The organism is Curvibacter sp. APW13, assembly GCF_032337135.1.
Lineage (GTDB): Bacteria > Pseudomonadota > Gammaproteobacteria > Burkholderiales > Burkholderiaceae_C > Allorhodoferax.
Genome location: NZ_JAVXZZ010000003.1, coordinates 207,848 through 223,964 on the forward strand (window position 1 = coordinate 207,848; position 16,117 = coordinate 223,964).

Genomic DNA, 16,117 nt, shown 5'->3' on the forward strand with positions numbered 1-16,117 from the left:
TTAGGGGCGTTGCCGCTGCCACATCAGTAATAGGGGCGGGGAATCGAGAGCATGCTGCGCCGGATGCTCCACTCGGTGCAGACGAAATGGCCACGCCCCAGCAGCATGTCCAGGGGGTTGCTGCGGGCGTAGTGCATCGCGCCCTCCTTGCATACCATCACGGCCTCCTCAGAAGACATCTGCTGCAGGATCTGCGCCAGCAGCAGGCTGTCGCGCACCAGGACGAAGACGCACAGGGCCGCGATGCCCAGGCCTGTGTAGATCAAGCCAGCGCACCAGCGGTTCGTGCGCAGGGCGCTGGGGCGGGGTGCGAGCGCGGTCGCATGGAGGCTGAACAGGTCGGGGGTGGTAGCGGCTGACGCTGGCGTCGGCTCCCGCTCCGGTGTCGGTGCGATGTCGGCTTCCTGCGCCATGGCGGCACGTTCATCCGCCGTCCAGTGCGCGCGGCCATAGGGTTTGGTTTGCTTCATGCGGTGCCTCCGAAAATGGACCAGCCATGGGCACACACATGCAGCACCCTTCCCCTTGGAAGAATGGCAACCCCGCTATCCACCGCAATGCGGTTGGGACCGGAGGCTTTGCGTCCCTGCCTTACGGCAGGTTTGCCCTGGATCTGGGGCCGGATTGTAGGGTGCGGTGGCGGTATTGCCTAGCACCCGAACCCAGGCCCCGGGCGCGTTCTTTCAGCCGGTGCGTGCTCGCGTTTGATGCGCATCAAAGCCCGATCAGCTGTTGGATTAAACCGACACCATGCCTGTTTTTGCGGTGCTACCTTCGCGCTCTTTCAAGAACCCGCCGCAGGAATACCCCATGCCCAAGACCCTCATCGAACCCTTCCGCATCAAGAGCATCGAACCCATCCGCATGACCACACGCGCCGAGCGTGAGCGCCTGCTGGAGGAAGCCAAGCTCAATGTCTTCAAGCTGCGCGCAGAAGACGTGCTGATCGACTGGTTGACCGACTCCGGTACCGGCGCCATGTCGTCCAGGCAATGGGGCGCCATCATGGAAGGCGACGAGAGCTACGCTGGCGCGCGCAGCTTCTACCGCCTGGAAAAGGTGATCCAGGACATTACCGGCATGCCGTATTTCGTGCCCACCCACCAGGGGCGTGCGGCCGAAAAGGTGCTGTTCACGGCCGTGTGCAAGGCCGGCGACCTGGTGCCCAACAACTGCCACTTCGACACCACGCGCGGCAACCTCGAATACCTCGGGGTCGAGGCACTGGACCTGGTGATTCCCGAGGGACTGCAACCCGCATTGGTGTACCCGTTCAAGGGCAATATCGATCTGGAGCGTGTGGAGTCCGTACTCAGGGAGCAAGGCCACCGCATCCCCTTCGGCATGATCACCGTGACCAACAACACCGGTGGTGGCCAGCCGGTCTCCATGGCCAATATCCGAGCCTATGCTGCACTGCTCAAGAAGTACGGCAAGCCCTTCATCATGGACGTGTGCCGCTTCTCCGAGAACGCCATGTTCATCAAGATGCGCGAGCCGGGCTACGAGAACAAGTCGATCAGGGAAATCGTGCAGGAAATGTTCTCGTATGCCGACGGCGCCACCATGAGCGCCAAGAAAGACGGCATGGTCAACATCGGCGGCTTCATCGTGTTGCGCAGCGAAGAGTGGCTCGACGCGGTGCGCAACGGCCTGATCATGATGGAAGGTTTTCCCACCTATGGCGGCATGGCGGGTCGCGACCTGGAAGCGCTGGCCGTGGGGCTGGAGGAGGGCATGGACGAGGACTACCTGCGCTACCGCCTGCGCACGGCCGAGTACCTGGGCGAGCGCCTGGAGGTCGCGGGTGTGAGTTTCGTCAAGCCTACCGGCGGCCATGCGGTCTACATCGACGCCAAGACCGTGCTGCCCCATATGCCCGTCGAGCAGTACCCGGCCTGGGCCCTGTGCAATGCGCTGTACCTGGAAGGCGGCATCCGCGGGGTCGAGATCGGTTCGGTCATGTTCGGCAAGCGCCTGGACTCCGGCGTGGAGACCTTCCACAGCATGGAGCTGGTGCGCCTGGCCTTTCCGCGGCGCATGTATACACAGAGCCACTTCGACTACGCCGCCGAGGTGATTGCCGAGGTGAAGCAGAAAGCGGCCAGCATCCGCGGGGTGAAGATCACCAAGCAGCCCAGGTTCCTGCGCCATTTCACCTGCGAGTGCGATTGGGCTTGATCCGGGTCATGCGGTGGAAAAAATAGTTCCGGGCCTTGTTCCACAGCAGGGGGGATTTCGCATAATGCGTGCTGACAGGAGCAGCCATGAAAGTCGACCAAGTCCACCGTGAACTGGAGCAGGCCCGCAGCCGCGGACCGCTCAAGGACATCATCATCGAACCCTGTCCGCGCCAATTGGTGGAACTGCGCGCCGTGCTGCGCAGCATGGATCCCGAGCCCGGTGAAATCGTGCGGGTGGCATCGTCCGACGTCGCCATGGCCGCGGCGCTGATCAAGGTGGCCAACAGCCCGCTCTATGCCCGTTCGCGCTCGGCATCCACCGTGGCCGATGCCGTGGCCATGCTCGGTGTTGCGCATTCGGTGTCCATCCTCACGGGCTTTGTCGTACGGCGCAGTTTTCCCACGCAGTCGCCGCTGCTGGAGCACTTCTGGCTGTCGTCGGCACGACGCGCCACCGCCATGGGCTATGTGGCGCGCCAGCTGATCGACATCGATCCCGAAGTGGCCCACACCTGTGGCCTGTTCTGCCACATCGCGTTGCCGGTACTCATCAAGGGGCTGCGCGGCTACGAAGCAACGTTGCAGTCGGCCATGGCGGCCACCGAGCAGAGCTTTACCGAGGTTGAAAACGGCGCCCACCAGACCGACCACGCGGTGGTCGGCGCGATCGTGGCCAAGACCTGGTTGCTGCCGCCTGAAATTGCCCTCGCAGTGCGGCTGCACCACGATTTCTCGGTACTCACGGACGAGAGTGTTCCCCTGGCCGTGCGCCAGCTCGTGGCCATGCTGCTGGTCACGGAGCACATGGTGGCGCAGTACGAGCATGTGCCCGAGACCAGCGACTGGCAGCTGCACGGCAGCGCCGGCCTGGCATTGCTGCACGTACAGGAACACGAGGTGACGGTCTGGGCTGACGCCCTGCACGACCAGTTCGCCAGCGAAACGGTCTGACGCGCCCGCCGGCGCGTCGCCGGTTCTCTACCCCTTAGCGTGACGCTGCGCCTTGCTGGAACACCAGCGCATCGAGCCCCATGGTGCGGATGCGCGCGGCGCTGCGCTCGGCTTCCGCCGACGAGTCGAACGGGCCTACGCGCACGCGGGTGAGCTTGCCCTGTTTGCCGCGCAGCTCCTGCGTGTAAGCGGGAAAACCGGCATCGCTGAGCTTGATGAAGGCATTGCGGGCATTGTTGTCGTCGGCGAAAACGCCGACATTGATGCCGAACTGCCCGGCGGGCACACCGGGTGCATCGGGAGCGGCTGCTGGTCGGGCTTTTTCAGCGGCAGTGGCGCTCGACGTCGCTTTGGGCGCGGCGCGGGGAGCCGACTGGGGCACCCGGGCGCTGGCCTGCGGTGCCAGCTTGGCGGCCTCGGCTTTTTCTGCACTGCTGGTGACCGGGGCTTTCTTCGGCGTGGGCTGCGGCGCTGCTGTGGCGGGCTTGGCTGCCGCTGCTTTGGGCGCAGACACTTCGGCCGGTTTCTTGTCTGCGGTGGGGGACGGCGCGGGTGGCTGCGCCTTGGCAGTGCCCTGGGCTGCAGCCGATGCGGCTGCTGCAGGCGCCGACGCAGCGGCGCTGGGCGCGCTGGCGGCAGCAGACGCTTTGGCTGCCGGTGCTGAGGCTGCGGGGGCGGGGGCGGCCACAGGTACGACAGGGCTTGCCGATGCGGGCGCTGCCGGTGCCGAAGCCACACGCGCTGGGGCCGATGCAGCAGCACCTGCTTCCGGTGCGGCGGCTGGGGCGTTGTTTGCCATGGCCTTGCCTACTGCCAGGTTGCCGCTGGCCACCGGGCCCGCAGGGGGGGCGATGGCCGTGGTCTCGGTCAATGCGCTGCTGCCGGACAGACCCTGGAAGTCCCGGGCCCAGGCGTACAGTGCCAGTACCAAGCCAACAAGCACGACATTGATCATCGCCAACACCAGCAGGCGCATGCGCGTGGGCGCTCGCGACAGCAGCATGGCTGCGGCGTCGGCAATGCTCTGGTTGGCTGACAGGGCGCCCGCCATGTCACTGCGCATCTGGCGAAACAGCAGTGCATTGCCCCACAGGCCGGGAATGAGCACGAGCAACAGCGCGTACACGCCGGCCAGCGCCCACTGCACTTCCGTCGTGTAATGGAATGCCAGCTTGCCAATGCCGAAAACCAGCAGCGCCACCGTCAGGGCGATGCCGGCATAGGCCAGCGCAGCGTTCCACATCTTGCGGAACACCATCCAGTTCAGGGTGGCTACGGCGGCAGCGGTGTTCCAGCTCGGGCCGGCCCGGTCCTGGGCGTCGAAGCGCGTGAAGATCTTCAGGTAGTAGTCGGTGTTGACCGCGCCAATGGCGCCGCGCAGCATGGTCGTGGTGGCCAACTCATCCGACTGGTCGGCCCGCGTGGTGCTGTCCAGGGTCGGTTCGGTGCGATCGGGGAGGGCTGCGGGTTCGGTCATGGCTTATTTTTGCATGGCAGTGGGCATTGGCATAGCTTTGGCGACGGCGCGGCCGAGCTCGATGACGGCGAGCGCGTAGTAGCTGCTCCAGTTGTAGCGTGTGATGGCGTAGAAGTTGTCGGTACCGGCCAGGTACAGCGGGGCGTCGTTGCCGTTCTGCAGTTCCAGCAGGGCCAGCGCCCCGGGGTGGCGCTGTGCCGACTCGTCCAGCCGCACGCCATGGGCCACCATGTCGAAGGGGCTGAAGCTGGGTTTGATGTCGGGCAGCAGGAGTGTGGCCAGGTCGGCCCGAATCGGGTCCAGTTCCAGCGGATAGTGCGTGGGCATGCCCGGTTGCCACTGGAAGGCCTTGAAGTAATTGGCCACGGAACCGATCACGTCGGCCGGGCTGCCGTAGAGGTCAACCTTGCCATCGCCGTCGTAGTCGACACCGTATTTTTCCCAGCTCGATGGCATGAACTGCGGCATGCCCATGGCGCCGGCGTAGCTCCCGCGCAAGCTCAGCGGGTCGAGGTTGTTGCGCGCAGTCAGTGCCAGGAAGGCTTCGAGCTCACTCTGGAAAAAAGTGGTGCGCTGGGCGGCGCGGGGGTGGGCGACCGGAAAGTCGAAGGCCAGTGTGCACAGCGCGTCGATCACGCGGTAGCCGCCGGCGTTCTTGCCGTACAGGGTCTCAATGCCGATGATGCCGACGATGATTTCGGCCGGCACCCCTGTCTGCGCCTGGGCCCGCTCCAGGGTTTCGCGGTGCTTCTGCCAGAACGCTACCCCGGCATTGATGCGTTTGGGTTCGACGAAGCGCTCCCGGTACAGGTTCCAGTTGCGAGCCCCAGGACCGCTGGGCGGCAGCACGGCTTGGGCAATGGACGGCATGAAGCGGGCTTGTCCAATGATGTGGGCAACCCAGGCCTGGTTCAGGTCCCGGCGCTGTGCGATCGACTGGGCGGCAGCCAGGGCATCGGCGCGTTGGGCGTACAGCGGCATGGCCGCCAGCAGCGTGGCCCGATCCTTCGCGACGCGCTGCTGCACGGCCTGGGCCTTCTGGCTGGCGCTGGGTTTCTTGTTGGGGTATTTCTTGGGTGCAGCCCATGCGCCTATTGCGCAGGTAGCTATAAAAACAAGAGCGACGGTGCGGAGGGTGCGATTCACAACAGGTTCAGGTTCGGGGCCGCAGCCCCGGGGGCAGGAGACAAGCCGCCGTGCGTCATCGCTGGGCGGGCCACGCCAGGTGGCGCCATTGGCTGCGCAGTGTAGCGAGGCTTTGCGCTGCTGGCGAGGGTGCGTAGCGCTGCTGCTCCAGAGCCTGCAGCCAATGCACCAGGGCCTGACCCGCCGCGTCGTGCCCCCAGGCTTGCTCCTTCACCCACCGCGCCATGGCCTGCGCAGTCGTGGCGCTGTGCACCGGCAGGCCCAGCTTTTGCAGTCGCCGCTGGGCCTGGTGCAGCAGCCGCAGCCAGGGGTCCTGGCGGCTGCGTTCCCAGGCACTCCACAGGGCACCCAGGGCGCCGGCCGCAAACACCAGACCCGCCAGCACGTAGACCAGGTCTTCCCAGCGCGGCGTCTGTACGCCCAGGCTGCGCAGCAAGTCGAGCTGCTTGGCCTGGCTGTAGTTCAGTACCCATTGGTTCCAGCGGTTGTTGGTGGCATCCCACAGGGCGCGCAGCTGGGCCGCCAGTGCCGGGCTGACAGTGACCACCACGTTGGTGAGGGCTCCGCTGGGTGCACGCAGGGGCTGGAAGCTGCCGGTTCGCCCGGGTGCCACGGCACCGGTGGGGTCTACCCGCACCCAACCCTGGTTGGCCACCCAGACTTCGGCCCAGGCGTGGGCGTCGCTCTGGCGCACGGTGAAGAATCCGTCCAGGCCATTGATTTCGCCACCCTGGTAGCCGGTGACGATGCGCGCGGGTACCCCCAGGGCGCGCATCAGGATGACGAAGCTCGACGCGATGTGTTCGCAAAAGCCCTGCTTGCGGTCGAACCAGAACTCGTCCGCCGTGTGTTCACCGTACTCACCCGGCTCCAGCGTGTAGGTGTAGCCACCGGTGCGCAGCCGCGTGAGCACGGCCTCGATCAGGGTCGGCGTGTCGGTGCGCTCGCCCAGGCTGCGGCGCAGCTCCTGGGCCAGGGCCTGCGTGCGTGGGTTGGATCCGGGGGGCAGGCTGCGGGCTTCCTGCAGACCGGGATGGGCGCGTGCGGGGCCATGGCGGAAGGCCGGATAGGCAGTGGCCTCGTAGCGCAGCAACTCCGTTACCGGACGGTCCCAGAACCACTGCAGGTCGTTCTGCATGCGGGCGCGTCCGTCGGGCAGTTTCGGGGCTTCTGGCGTGGCGTCCAGCGTGAGTAGCCAGGGCCGCTGGTGCGCCTCCAGTGTCACGCGGTAAGGGTAGGCCGTGCCTTCGACCGCCAGTGCTGCAGGAGCGGGGGCCGTGAACGGGTCGGCGGTGCCGGCGCGCCACTCGCGGCCATCGAACTGCGTGAGCACTGGGCCGCGGAAGTAGAGTTCGCGCTGAGGCGGGCGTTTGTCCAGGAACTCCACCCGGAAGGCCACGCTGCCGTCGAGCGCCAGGCTGGTGACGCTGCCCACCTTCATCTGGCCGGACAGGCCGCTGCGCCCCGCCATGGCATCCCCGGGCATGCCCCACAGGGGCGCGATGCGCGGGAAGAACATGAACAGCAGGGCCATGATCGGGGCGCCCAGCAGAGCCATCCACAAGGCCGTGCGGGCCGATTGCCACAGCGGCGGACGCCCGACCGGCAGGTGGCTGTTGACCAGGGCGGTCAAGAGGCCCAGGAGCGACAGCAGCATGGCCGCCGCGGTGAGCAGGCTCTGTGAGAAAAAGAAGTTCGACAGCAGCGTGAAGAAGGACAGGAAGAAGATGACAAAAGCGTCGCGCCTGGCCCGCATCTCCAGCGTCTTGAGCGCCAGCAGCACCACGATGAGCGTGACCCCGGGGTCGCGGCCGAGCAGTGTGCGGTGGCTGAACAAGGTGGCGCCCACGGCGACGACCAGCAGCGCCAGCAGCCACCAGCGTGAGGGCAGCGGGTGGGCATGCCAGGCAATGCGGCCGCGCCACAGCAGCAGGGTCACAGCCATGGCGCTGCACCATAGTGGCAGGTGCTCGAAGTGGGGGGCAATGGTCCAGCCAATGACGGCCAGCAGGAACCAGGTGTCGCGCGTGTCGCGCGGCAGCTGGCGCAAGGTCGCGGGGGCGGAAAGAAAAGCCATGGCCAGTGCGTTTCAGTAGCGGGCCAGTGCCTGCAGACAGCGCGCCTGCTGGGCCGGACCCTGCGCCGGCGCAATTTCCTGGGCACCCAGGCGCAGGCCATAGTCCAGCCCCCGCTTTTCGGCCAGCAGCACCCAGGCGCACAGCCGCGAGAGCTTGTTCTCCAGGTCGCCGCTGCCGGCGTGCTGCAGATCCAGCCACAGTTCGGATCGCTGGGCGTGGACCGCGTCCCGGCTCACCAACTCGTCATTCTTGGCAGCTTTCTTCCACACCACCAACTTGAGTGCGTCGCCACGCCGGTAGGCCCGCACGCCGTCAAATTCGCCGGTGGCCTGGGAACGAGGTGCAGTGGTTTGCCCACTGCCCACCGGGGTGGACGCAGGCAAGGGCGGCGGATGCGCCTCGGGGCGGGGGTAGACCACCAGCGTGGAGGCCGGTCGCCACACGGTCCAGACCCGGAAGGTGCCCAGGGGAAAGCGTGTTTCCAGCGTCAGGGTCGGTACCGGGTGGATGCCTCGCTGGGGTGGGGCAAAGCCGACCTGCACCTTGCAGCTGCCCTGACCCGGAACGTCGGTCCAGCTCCAGTGGCCGCTGCCGAGCACGGCGACACCGATGGCCGGTCGCAGTGCCTTGCGTTTGCTGCTCAGCTGGATGTCCAGCGCGGTGCTGGTCCCGGCAAAGGTTGCGGAAGGTGCCAGCAGATGCATGGCAATGCCACGCAGGTTACCGTGGCACACATGCATGCCGACCACGGCGCAGCCGGCCAGCAGGAAGGTCAGCAGGTAGCCCAGGTTGAGCTGGTAGTTGATGCTTGCGACCAGCAGCACCAGCAGGGTCGTGGCCAGCATGAGCCCGGCGCCGGTGGGCAGGATGTAGACATTGCGCTGGGTCAGCTCCATGGTGTCGCGCCGTGTCAGGCGCGACTCGAACCAGTGCTGCAGGCGTTGACGCAGGCGCGCAACCGGGCTCCATCGGCTCAATCGGCCCGTTGGGAGCGCGGCGATGGCGGTATCCGCAGGAGCCATGGTCGGGGGGCGTCAGGGTAGCGGGGTTGCTTCGATCATGGCCTGGACCTGCTCCACGGCACCGCGGCCGCTGTCGCTGACCGGGTTCAGGCGGTGGGCGATGGTCTGCGGCAGGATGGCCTGCACGTCGTCGGGGGCCACGTAGTCGCGCCCCTGCAGCAGTGCCTGGGCCTTGGCCGCGCGCAGCACCGACAGACCGGCCCGCGGCGACAGGCCCTGTACGAACCAGCGCCCCGAGCGTGTGGCCGCGATCAGGTCCTGCACATAGTCCAGCAAGGGGTCGGCGGCGTGCACTGCCAGTACCTGGGCCTGCAGCGCCGCCAGTTCCTGGGGCGCGAGCAGGGCCGGCAGCGCCAGTACCTGGTCGCGGCGGTCGCCACCACGCAGCAGTTCGCGCTCGGAAGCCCGGTCGGGGTAGCCCAGCGAGATGCGCATCAGGAAGCGGTCCAGCTGCGACTCGGGCAGGGCGTAGGTACCCAGCTGGTCGAGCGGGTTCTGGGTGGCGATGACGAAGAAGGGCTGGGGCAGGGGGCGTGTTTCGCCTTCCACCGTAACCTGCTTTTCCTCCATGGCTTCGAGCAGCGCACTCTGCGTCTTGGGGCTGGCACGGTTGATCTCGTCGGCCAGCAGCACCTGGGCGAACAGCGGCCCCGGGTGGAAGACAAAGGCTTCCTTGCCGCGCTCGTAGATCGACACGCCGGTCAGATCACTGGGCATCAGGTCGGCCGTGAACTGCACGCGCGAGAACTGCAGGCCGAAGGTGCGGGCCAGGGCGTGGGCCAGGGTGGTCTTGCCGACGCCGGGAACGTCGTCGATGAGCAGGTGGCCGCCAGCCAGCAGGCAGGCCACACAGTCCTGCACCTGTAAGGATTTGCCGGCAATGACCGTGTTAAGCTGGGACAGCAATGCAGCGAGTTTGGTGGACGTGTTCATGGCGTGCCACCTTACCCGAAAACGACAAATTGTGTGAGACGCCCGTGACGACGACCGGATACTTTACCCACCGAGACTGCCGCAAACATGAAATGGGTGCGGGTCACCCCGAATGCCCCGAACGGCTCGATGCCATTGACGACCGGCTGCTGGTCAGCGGTGTGCTGGACGTGCTGGATCGCCGCGAAGCCGACCCGGCGCCGATCGCCGACATCGAGTTGGCCCACGGACGCATGTACATTGCCTCCATCCGCGGCCTGACCGACGGACTGCGCGAGGAAATCAACGCCGGTGGCCCCACGCATGCGCAGATCGACCCTGACACCTCCATCAACGTCCATACCTGGGATGCGGCGCTGCGCTCGGCGGGTGCTGCCATTGCCGCGACCGATGCGGTGATGGCGGGGGACCTGGCCAATGCGTTCTGCGCCATCCGTCCGCCGGGCCACCATGCCTGCAAGGACAAGGCCATGGGCTTTTGCTTCTTCAACAACGTGGCGATTGCGGCGCGCTATGCGCTGGAACGGCATGGTTTGAAGCGCGTGGCCATCGTCGACTTCGACGTGCACCACGGCAACGGCACCGAGAACATCGTGGCCGGTGATCAGCGCATCCTCATGGTGAGCTTCTTCCAGCATCCGTTCTACCCGGAAGGCGGCTCGCTGTCGAATGCCAGCAACCTGGTGAATATGCCCGTTCCCGCCTACACCAAGGGCGAGCAGGTGCGCGCGTTGATTGAGCAGCACTGGTTGCCGCGCCTGGAAGCCTACAAGCCGGAGATGGTCTTCATCAGCGCCGGGTTCGATGCGCACCGCGAGGATGACATGGGGCAGATGGGGCTGACCGAGGCCGACTTCGCCTGGATCACCAAGCGGATCAAGGAAGTGGCGCAGCGCTATGCACAGGGCCGGATCGTGTCCTGTCTGGAGGGAGGATACGACCTCAGTGCCTTGGCGCGCAGCGTCGAGGCGCATATCCGGGTGCTGGCCGACATCTGATCGCAGGGAGTTCTTCCCGTTACGCCGCTGGGTACACTGGGCGACTGATTGCAGTCGCCCTTTTCATTTGCCCATGTCCTCCCGCCTTCCCGCCCCCAAGCCCATCGACGACCTCTCGGCCTGGCTGGACAGCTTTGCCCACCCTTCGGCCTTGGCCGAACTGGCCGTGCTTGCTGCCTGTGTCGTGCTGGCGTGGTGGCTGGTGCGGGCGCTGCGCGGGGCGAATGCCCCGGTGTCCGACAGCCGCTCGGTCTGGTTCGGTGACCGGCTGATTGACGGCGTGCTCTTCCCCTTGCTGCTGCTCAGCCTGGGCTACCTGGCGCGCACGGTGCTGGACCGTTACCTTGATCTGGCGGTGTTTACGGTGGCCATTCCAGTGCTGCTTTCCCTGGTGGCGATCCGGGTTGGCGTCAAGGTGCTGCAGGTGGCCTTCGGTGCCGCCCGCTGGGTCAAGCTGCTGGAGCAAAGCATTTCCTGGATGGCGTGGCTGGCAATGGTGCTGTGGGTCACGGGCTTGCTGCCGTTGCTGCTGGGCGAGATGGACCAGATCGCCTGGAAGGTGGGCAATTCACGCTTGAGCCTGCGCAATGTGCTCGAAGGCGGGCTGACGGCTGGCCTGGTGTTGCTGCTGGCCTTGTGGGTGTCCTCGGCCATCGAGTCGCGGCTGTTGCGCAATGCCACCGGTGGAGAACTGTCGCTGCGCAAGGCGGTAAGTAACGCGGTGCGGGCCATCCTCATGTTCGTGGGGCTGCTGCTGGCGCTGTCGGCGGTCGGCATTGACCTGACCGCCCTGTCGGTGCTGGGTGGTGCGCTGGGGGTGGGTGTAGGCCTGGGTCTGCAGAAACTGGCGGCCAACTACGTCTCGGGCTTTGTCATCCTGGCCGAGCGCAGCATGCGCATCGGCGACAACGTCAAGGTCGATGGCTTCGAAGGGCAGATTACCGCCATCAACGCCCGCTACTCGATCGTGCGTTCCCCGGCCGGGCGCGAGTCGATCGTTCCGAACGAAATGCTCATCACCAGCCGGGTCGAGAACCTGTCGCTGGCCGATCCTTCCGTGTACCAGAGTACCGCAGTGACGGTGGCCTACGACGCCGATGTGGCCGTGGTCCAGTCGCTCCTGGTGCAGGCCGCACTGTCGCAGCCGCGTGTGTTGCGCGATCCGGCTCCTTCGGCGCAGCTGTCCGCCTTTGGTGCAGATGGGCTGGAGTTCACCCTGGTCTACTGGATCAATGACATCGAGAACGGGCAGGGCAACCTGCGTTCGGAAGTCAACATTGCGGTCTTGCTCGCCCTGCGCTCCCACGGCATCGAGATCCCTTACCCCCAGCGCGTGGTGCACAGCCGCTGAGCGTAGGTAGTGGTGCGTACCGAGAAAATTTCTGCTTGCACGCAGCGGCGGGCGGTCTATAATACAAATTAGCACGACCGTTCGTTTTTGTTTTTGTGCGCAGGGCTAGAGTCCGCACTGCACTGCAGCATAGAATGCGAGAGTTGACGTGTACGTCAAGTAATTCCCATTTAAAACTACTGGAGTGGATGCCATGAAAGCCCTGGTCGCCGTCAAGCGTGTGGTGGACTACAACGTGAAGGTTCGCGTCAAGTCGGACAACACCGGTGTGGATATTGCCAACGTCAAAATGAGCATGAACCCGTTTGACGAAATCGCCGTGGAAGAGGCTGTGCGCCTGAAGGAAAAGGGCGTGGTTACCGAGGTGATCGCCGTGTCCTGCGGTGTGGCCCAGTGCCAGGAAACCCTGCGTACCGCCATGGCCATCGGCGCCGACCGCGGCATCCTGGTCGAAACCGATGCTGAACTGCAACCCCTGGCCGTGGCCAAGCTGCTCAAGGCCCTGGTCGACAAGGAACAGCCCGGCCTGATCATCCTGGGCAAGCAAGCCATTGACGACGACTGCAACCAGACCGGCCAAATGCTCGCCGCCCTGGCCGACCTGCCCCAGGCCACGTTCGCCAACAAGGTGGAAGTGGCTGACGGCAAGGCTTCTGTATCCCGCGAGGTTGACGGCGGTCTGCAGACTGTGTCCGTGACCCTGCCGGCCGTGGTGACCACCGACCTGCGCCTGAACGAGCCGCGCTACGTCACCCTGCCCAACATCATGAAGGCCAAGAAGAAGCCGCTGGATACCGTCAAGCCCGAAGACCTCGGCGTGGACGTGGCGCCCCGCATCAAGACCCTCAAGGTTTCCGAGCCGCCCAAGCGCAGCGCCGGTATCAAGGTGCCCGACGTGGCCACCCTGGTTGCCAAGCTCAAGACCGAAGCGAAAGTTATCTAACACCCCTGAGTCAAGCTGGCGCTTGCCTTCCCCTCCAGGGGACGAACCCAGCAGCCCGGCCAAGCCGGTTCTGCGGGTTCCCGGAGCAAAAAGCCAACGCACTTCACACTGCAAAGGATTTACACCATGACCGCTCTCGTTATTGCCGAACACGACAACGCTTCGATCAAGCCCGCAACCCTGAACACCGTGACCGCTGCCGCCCAGTGCGGTGGTGACGTGCACGTGCTGGTAGCCGGTGCCAACGCTGGCGCCGCCGCCGCTGCCGCTGCCCAGATCGCCGGTGTGGCCAAAGTCATCCACGCGGACGCTGCTTCCCTGGAGCAGGGCCTGGCCGAAAACGTGGCCGCCCAGGTGCTGGCCATTGCCGGCAACTACAGCCACATCCTGTTCCCAGCCACCGCTGCCGGTCGCAACGTCGCTCCCCGCGTGGCTGCCAAGCTGGACGTGGCCCAGGTGTCCGACATCACCAAGGTGGTGAGCGCCGACACCTTCGAGCGCCCCATCTACGCCGGCAACGCCATTGCCACCGTGCAATCGACTGACGCCACCAAGGTCATCACCGTGCGTGCCACCAACTTCGACGCCGCTGCCGCCACCGGTGGCAGCGCTGCCGTGGAAACCGCCGGTGCCGCTGCCGCCCACGCTGGCGTGGCCTATGTGGGCTCCGAACTGGCCAAGAGCGATCGCCCCGAGCTGACCGCTGCCAAGATCATCGTCTCCGGTGGCCGTGCCCTGGGTTCGAGCGAGAAGTTCGATGAAGTCATGACCCCCCTGGCCGACAAGCTGGGTGCTGCCATCGGTGCCAGCCGTGCTGCCGTGGACGCGGGCTACGCTGCCAACGACCTGCAGGTGGGTCAGACCGGCAAGATCGTCGCGCCCCAGCTGTACGTGGCTTGCGGTATCTCCGGTGCCATCCAGCACTTGGCTGGCATGAAGGACTCCAAGGTCATCGTGGCCATCAACAAGGACCCCGAAGCCCCGATCTTCTCGGTGGCCGACTACGGTCTGGAAGCCGACCTGTTCGTGGCCGTGCCCGAACTCGTGAAGGCGCTGTAAGCCGCTGCTTGCACTACAGGGCATCGCGAGCGGTGCCCTTTTTTTGTCACTTTTTTCCCTTTTTGCCCCCGATTCGGAGACTTCCATGAGCTACGTCGCCCCCGTCAAGGACATGCTGTTCAACATCCAGCATCTGGCCAACATCGACCAGATCGCCCAGATTCCCGGCTTCGAAGACGCCGGTTTCGAGACCGCGCAGGCCGTGCTGGAAGAGGCGGCCAAGCTGTCGCAGGACGTGATCGCGCCCCTGAACTGGGAAGGCGACAAGAACCCCAGCAGCTGGAAGGACGGCGTGGTCACAGCCACCCCCGGTTTCAAGGAAGCCTTCAAGGCCTTCACTGAAGGCGGCTGGCAAGGCCTGCAGCACCCCACCGACTTCGGTGGCCAGGGCCTGCCCAAGACCATCGGCGCCGCCTGCGGTGAGATGACCAACAGCGCCAACCTGAGCTTTGCGCTGTGCCCGCTGCTGTCCGACGGCGCCATCGAAGCCCTGCTGACGGCCGGCTCCGACGAGCTCAAGGCCATCTACCTGGAAAACCTGATTTCCGGCAAGTGGACCGGCACCATGAACCTGACCGAACCCCAGGCCGGGTCGGACCTGGCCCTGGTGCGTTCGCGCGCTGAGCCCCAGCCCGACGGCACCTACAAGGTGTTCGGCACCAAGATCTTCATCACCTGGGGTGAGCACGACATGGCCGAGAACATCGTCCACCTGGTGCTGGCCCGCGTGCAGGGCGCGCCTGAAGGCGTGAAGGGCATCAGCCTGTTCGTGGTGCCGAAGTTCATGGTGAACAAGGACGGCTCCCTGGGTGCGCGCAACGACGTGCACTGCGTCTCCATCGAACACAAGATGGGCATCAAGGCCAGCCCCACGGCCGTGCTGCAGTATGGTGACCACGGCGGCGCCATCGGCTATCTGGTGGGCGAGGAAAACCGTGGTCTCGAATACATGTTCATCATGATGAACGCGGCCCGCTACGGTGTGGGCGTGCAGGGTATCGCGATTGCCGAGCGTGCCTACCAGAAGGCCGTGACCTTCTCGCGCGAGCGCGTGCAGAGCCGCCCGGTGGATGGATCGCTGCCGCACAGCGCCGCCATCATCCACCACCCGGACGTGCGCCGCATGCTGATGACCATGCGTGCCTACATCGAGGGTTGCCGTGCCTTGGCCAGCGTGGCCGCCAGTGCCTACGATGCCGCCCATCACCACCCAGACGCCCAGGTGCGCAAGGACAACGCCACCTTCTACGAATTCATGGTGCCGCTGGTCAAGGGCTACAGCACCGAGATGAGCCTGGAAGTTACCAGCCTGGGCGTGCAGGTGCACGGCGGCATGGGCTTCATCGAGGAAACCGGCGCAGCCCAGTACTACCGCGATGCCAAGATCCTGACCATCTACGAAGGCACCACCGCCATCCAAGCCAACGACCTCGTCGGCCGCAAGACCGCGCGTGACGGCGGTGCCACCGCCAAGGCCCTGGCGGCCCAGGTGCAAGGCACCGAAGAGGCCCTGCGCGCCAACGGTAGCGCCGACGCCGTGGCCGTCGCCAAGCGCCTGCAAGCCGCCCGCGAAGCCTTCCTGGCTGTGGTGGACTTCGTCGCCGGCAACACCAAGGCCAGCCCCAACGCCGTGTTCGCCGGCAGCGTGCCCTACCTGATGCTGGCGGGCAACCTGATGGCCGGTTGGCAGATGGCCCGCGCCCTGCTGGTGGCCCAGGAGCAGATTGCTGCCGGCAACGATGTGGCCTTCATGCAAGCCAAGATCACCACGGCACGTTTCTATGCCGACCACATCCTGGTCAAGGCCTCTGGACTGCGCGACAGCATCGTCGAAGGTGCTGCCAGCGTGACAGCCCTGCCGCTGGACCTGTTCTAAAGTGCCAAGCGACCTTCGGGTCGCTTTTTTAATTCTTCCCAAAACCATCCGTGGCGTTGTTGCTTCGTCTGGCCGTACCCCGGTACTGTCTGCGACTTCG

The 16,117-nt window shown here is 65.6% G+C and carries 13 protein-coding genes and 1 riboswitch; of the genes, 7 read left to right on the plus strand and 6 right to left on the minus strand.

All coding sequences use genetic code 11. From position 1 onward, the window contains the following. Positions 1-23 precede the first annotated feature (23 nt). The gene (locus tag RQP54_RS14255) at positions 24-470 is read right to left on the minus strand and encodes a hypothetical protein (protein ID WP_315679048.1); all 447 of its coding nucleotides are present in this window, start codon (positions 468-470) and stop codon (positions 24-26) included. Between the two features lie 62 nt (positions 471-532). Next, a riboswitch (cyclic di-GMP riboswitch) is annotated at positions 533-617 on the minus strand. 193 nt (positions 618-810) lie between these two features. On the opposite strand from RQP54_RS14255, the gene RQP54_RS14260 reads away from it, so the two are divergent. Together RQP54_RS14260 and RQP54_RS14265 are read left to right on the plus strand one after the other, a co-directional pair. Next, positions 811-2,181 carry a tryptophanase gene (locus tag RQP54_RS14260; protein WP_315679049.1) on the plus strand — a complete coding sequence of 457 codons (1,371 nt, stop codon included), beginning with the start codon at positions 811-813 and terminating at the stop codon, positions 2,179-2,181. Between the two features lie 86 nt (positions 2,182-2,267). Continuing rightward, complete coding sequence (locus RQP54_RS14265) at positions 2,268-3,134, plus strand: HDOD domain-containing protein (protein WP_315679050.1); 867 nt, start codon at positions 2,268-2,270, stop codon at positions 3,132-3,134. 34 nt (positions 3,135-3,168) lie between these two features. Here RQP54_RS14265 and RQP54_RS14270 read toward each other — a convergent pair whose 3' ends face one another. From RQP54_RS14270 to RQP54_RS14290, 5 genes are read right to left on the minus strand one after another with little or no spacing between them, the layout of a single operon-like run. Continuing rightward, a complete protein-coding gene (locus RQP54_RS14270; protein WP_315679051.1) occupies positions 3,169-4,611 on the minus strand; it encodes an SPOR domain-containing protein in 1,443 nt (480 codons plus the stop codon). Positions 4,612-4,614: 3 nt separating this feature from the next. Then, positions 4,615-5,757 carry a lytic murein transglycosylase B gene (mltB, locus tag RQP54_RS14275; protein ID WP_315679052.1) on the minus strand — a complete coding sequence of 381 codons (1,143 nt, stop codon included), beginning with the start codon at positions 5,755-5,757 and terminating at the stop codon, positions 4,615-4,617. A gap of 55 nt (positions 5,758-5,812) precedes the next feature. Further along, the gene (locus RQP54_RS14280) at positions 5,813-7,834 is read right to left on the minus strand and encodes a DUF3488 and transglutaminase-like domain-containing protein (RefSeq protein ID WP_315679053.1); all 2,022 of its coding nucleotides are present in this window, start codon (positions 7,832-7,834) and stop codon (positions 5,813-5,815) included. Between the two features lie 12 nt (positions 7,835-7,846). Further along, positions 7,847-8,857 carry a DUF58 domain-containing protein gene (locus RQP54_RS14285; protein ID WP_315679054.1) on the minus strand — a complete coding sequence of 337 codons (1,011 nt, stop codon included), beginning with the start codon at positions 8,855-8,857 and terminating at the stop codon, positions 7,847-7,849. A 12-nt stretch (positions 8,858-8,869) separates the two neighbouring features. After that, entirely contained in the window at positions 8,870-9,790 is a 921-nt protein-coding gene (locus tag RQP54_RS14290) for a MoxR family ATPase (RefSeq protein WP_315679055.1), read from the minus strand. A 44-nt stretch (positions 9,791-9,834) separates the two neighbouring features. Here RQP54_RS14290 and RQP54_RS14295 point away from each other — a divergent pair, with 44 nt between their 5' ends. From RQP54_RS14295 to RQP54_RS14315, 5 genes are all read left to right on the plus strand, one after another. Beyond that, complete coding sequence (locus tag RQP54_RS14295; RefSeq protein ID WP_315679056.1) at positions 9,835-10,788, plus strand: histone deacetylase family protein; 954 nt, start codon at positions 9,835-9,837, stop codon at positions 10,786-10,788. Between the two features lie 73 nt (positions 10,789-10,861). Beyond that, positions 10,862-12,139 carry a mechanosensitive ion channel family protein gene (locus tag RQP54_RS14300; protein ID WP_315679057.1) on the plus strand — a complete coding sequence of 426 codons (1,278 nt, stop codon included), beginning with the start codon at positions 10,862-10,864 and terminating at the stop codon, positions 12,137-12,139. Positions 12,140-12,332: 193 nt separating this feature from the next. After that, positions 12,333-13,082 carry an electron transfer flavoprotein subunit beta/FixA family protein gene (locus RQP54_RS14305; protein WP_315679058.1) on the plus strand — a complete coding sequence of 250 codons (750 nt, stop codon included), beginning with the start codon at positions 12,333-12,335 and terminating at the stop codon, positions 13,080-13,082. 126 nt (positions 13,083-13,208) lie between these two features. Beyond that, positions 13,209-14,141, plus strand: coding sequence for an electron transfer flavoprotein subunit alpha/FixB family protein (locus tag RQP54_RS14310; RefSeq protein ID WP_315679059.1), 933 nt, complete (start codon positions 13,209-13,211; stop codon positions 14,139-14,141). Positions 14,142-14,226: 85 nt separating this feature from the next. Beyond that, positions 14,227-16,017, plus strand: a complete 1,791-nt coding sequence (locus RQP54_RS14315) for an acyl-CoA dehydrogenase (protein ID WP_315679060.1) — start codon at positions 14,227-14,229, stop codon at positions 16,015-16,017. Positions 16,018-16,117 lie beyond the last annotated feature (100 nt).

Coding starts and splice junctions, on each gene's coding strand:
- RQP54_RS14255 (WP_315679048.1), bottom strand. CDS start 470: ATGAAGCAAACCAAACCCTATGGCCGCGCGCACTGGACGGCGGATGAA.
- RQP54_RS14260 (WP_315679049.1), top strand. CDS start 811: ATGCCCAAGACCCTCATCGAACCCTTCCGCATCAAGAGCATCGAACCC.
- RQP54_RS14265 (WP_315679050.1), top strand. CDS start 2,268: ATGAAAGTCGACCAAGTCCACCGTGAACTGGAGCAGGCCCGCAGCCGC.
- RQP54_RS14270 (WP_315679051.1), bottom strand. CDS start 4,611: ATGACCGAACCCGCAGCCCTCCCCGATCGCACCGAACCGACCCTGGAC.
- RQP54_RS14280 (WP_315679053.1), bottom strand. CDS start 7,834: ATGGCTTTTCTTTCCGCCCCCGCGACCTTGCGCCAGCTGCCGCGCGAC.
- RQP54_RS14285 (WP_315679054.1), bottom strand. CDS start 8,857: ATGGCTCCTGCGGATACCGCCATCGCCGCGCTCCCAACGGGCCGATTG.
- RQP54_RS14290 (WP_315679055.1), bottom strand. CDS start 9,790: ATGAACACGTCCACCAAACTCGCTGCATTGCTGTCCCAGCTTAACACG.
- RQP54_RS14300 (WP_315679057.1), top strand. CDS start 10,862: ATGTCCTCCCGCCTTCCCGCCCCCAAGCCCATCGACGACCTCTCGGCC.
- RQP54_RS14305 (WP_315679058.1), top strand. CDS start 12,333: ATGAAAGCCCTGGTCGCCGTCAAGCGTGTGGTGGACTACAACGTGAAG.
- RQP54_RS14310 (WP_315679059.1), top strand. CDS start 13,209: ATGACCGCTCTCGTTATTGCCGAACACGACAACGCTTCGATCAAGCCC.
- RQP54_RS14315 (WP_315679060.1), top strand. CDS start 14,227: ATGAGCTACGTCGCCCCCGTCAAGGACATGCTGTTCAACATCCAGCAT.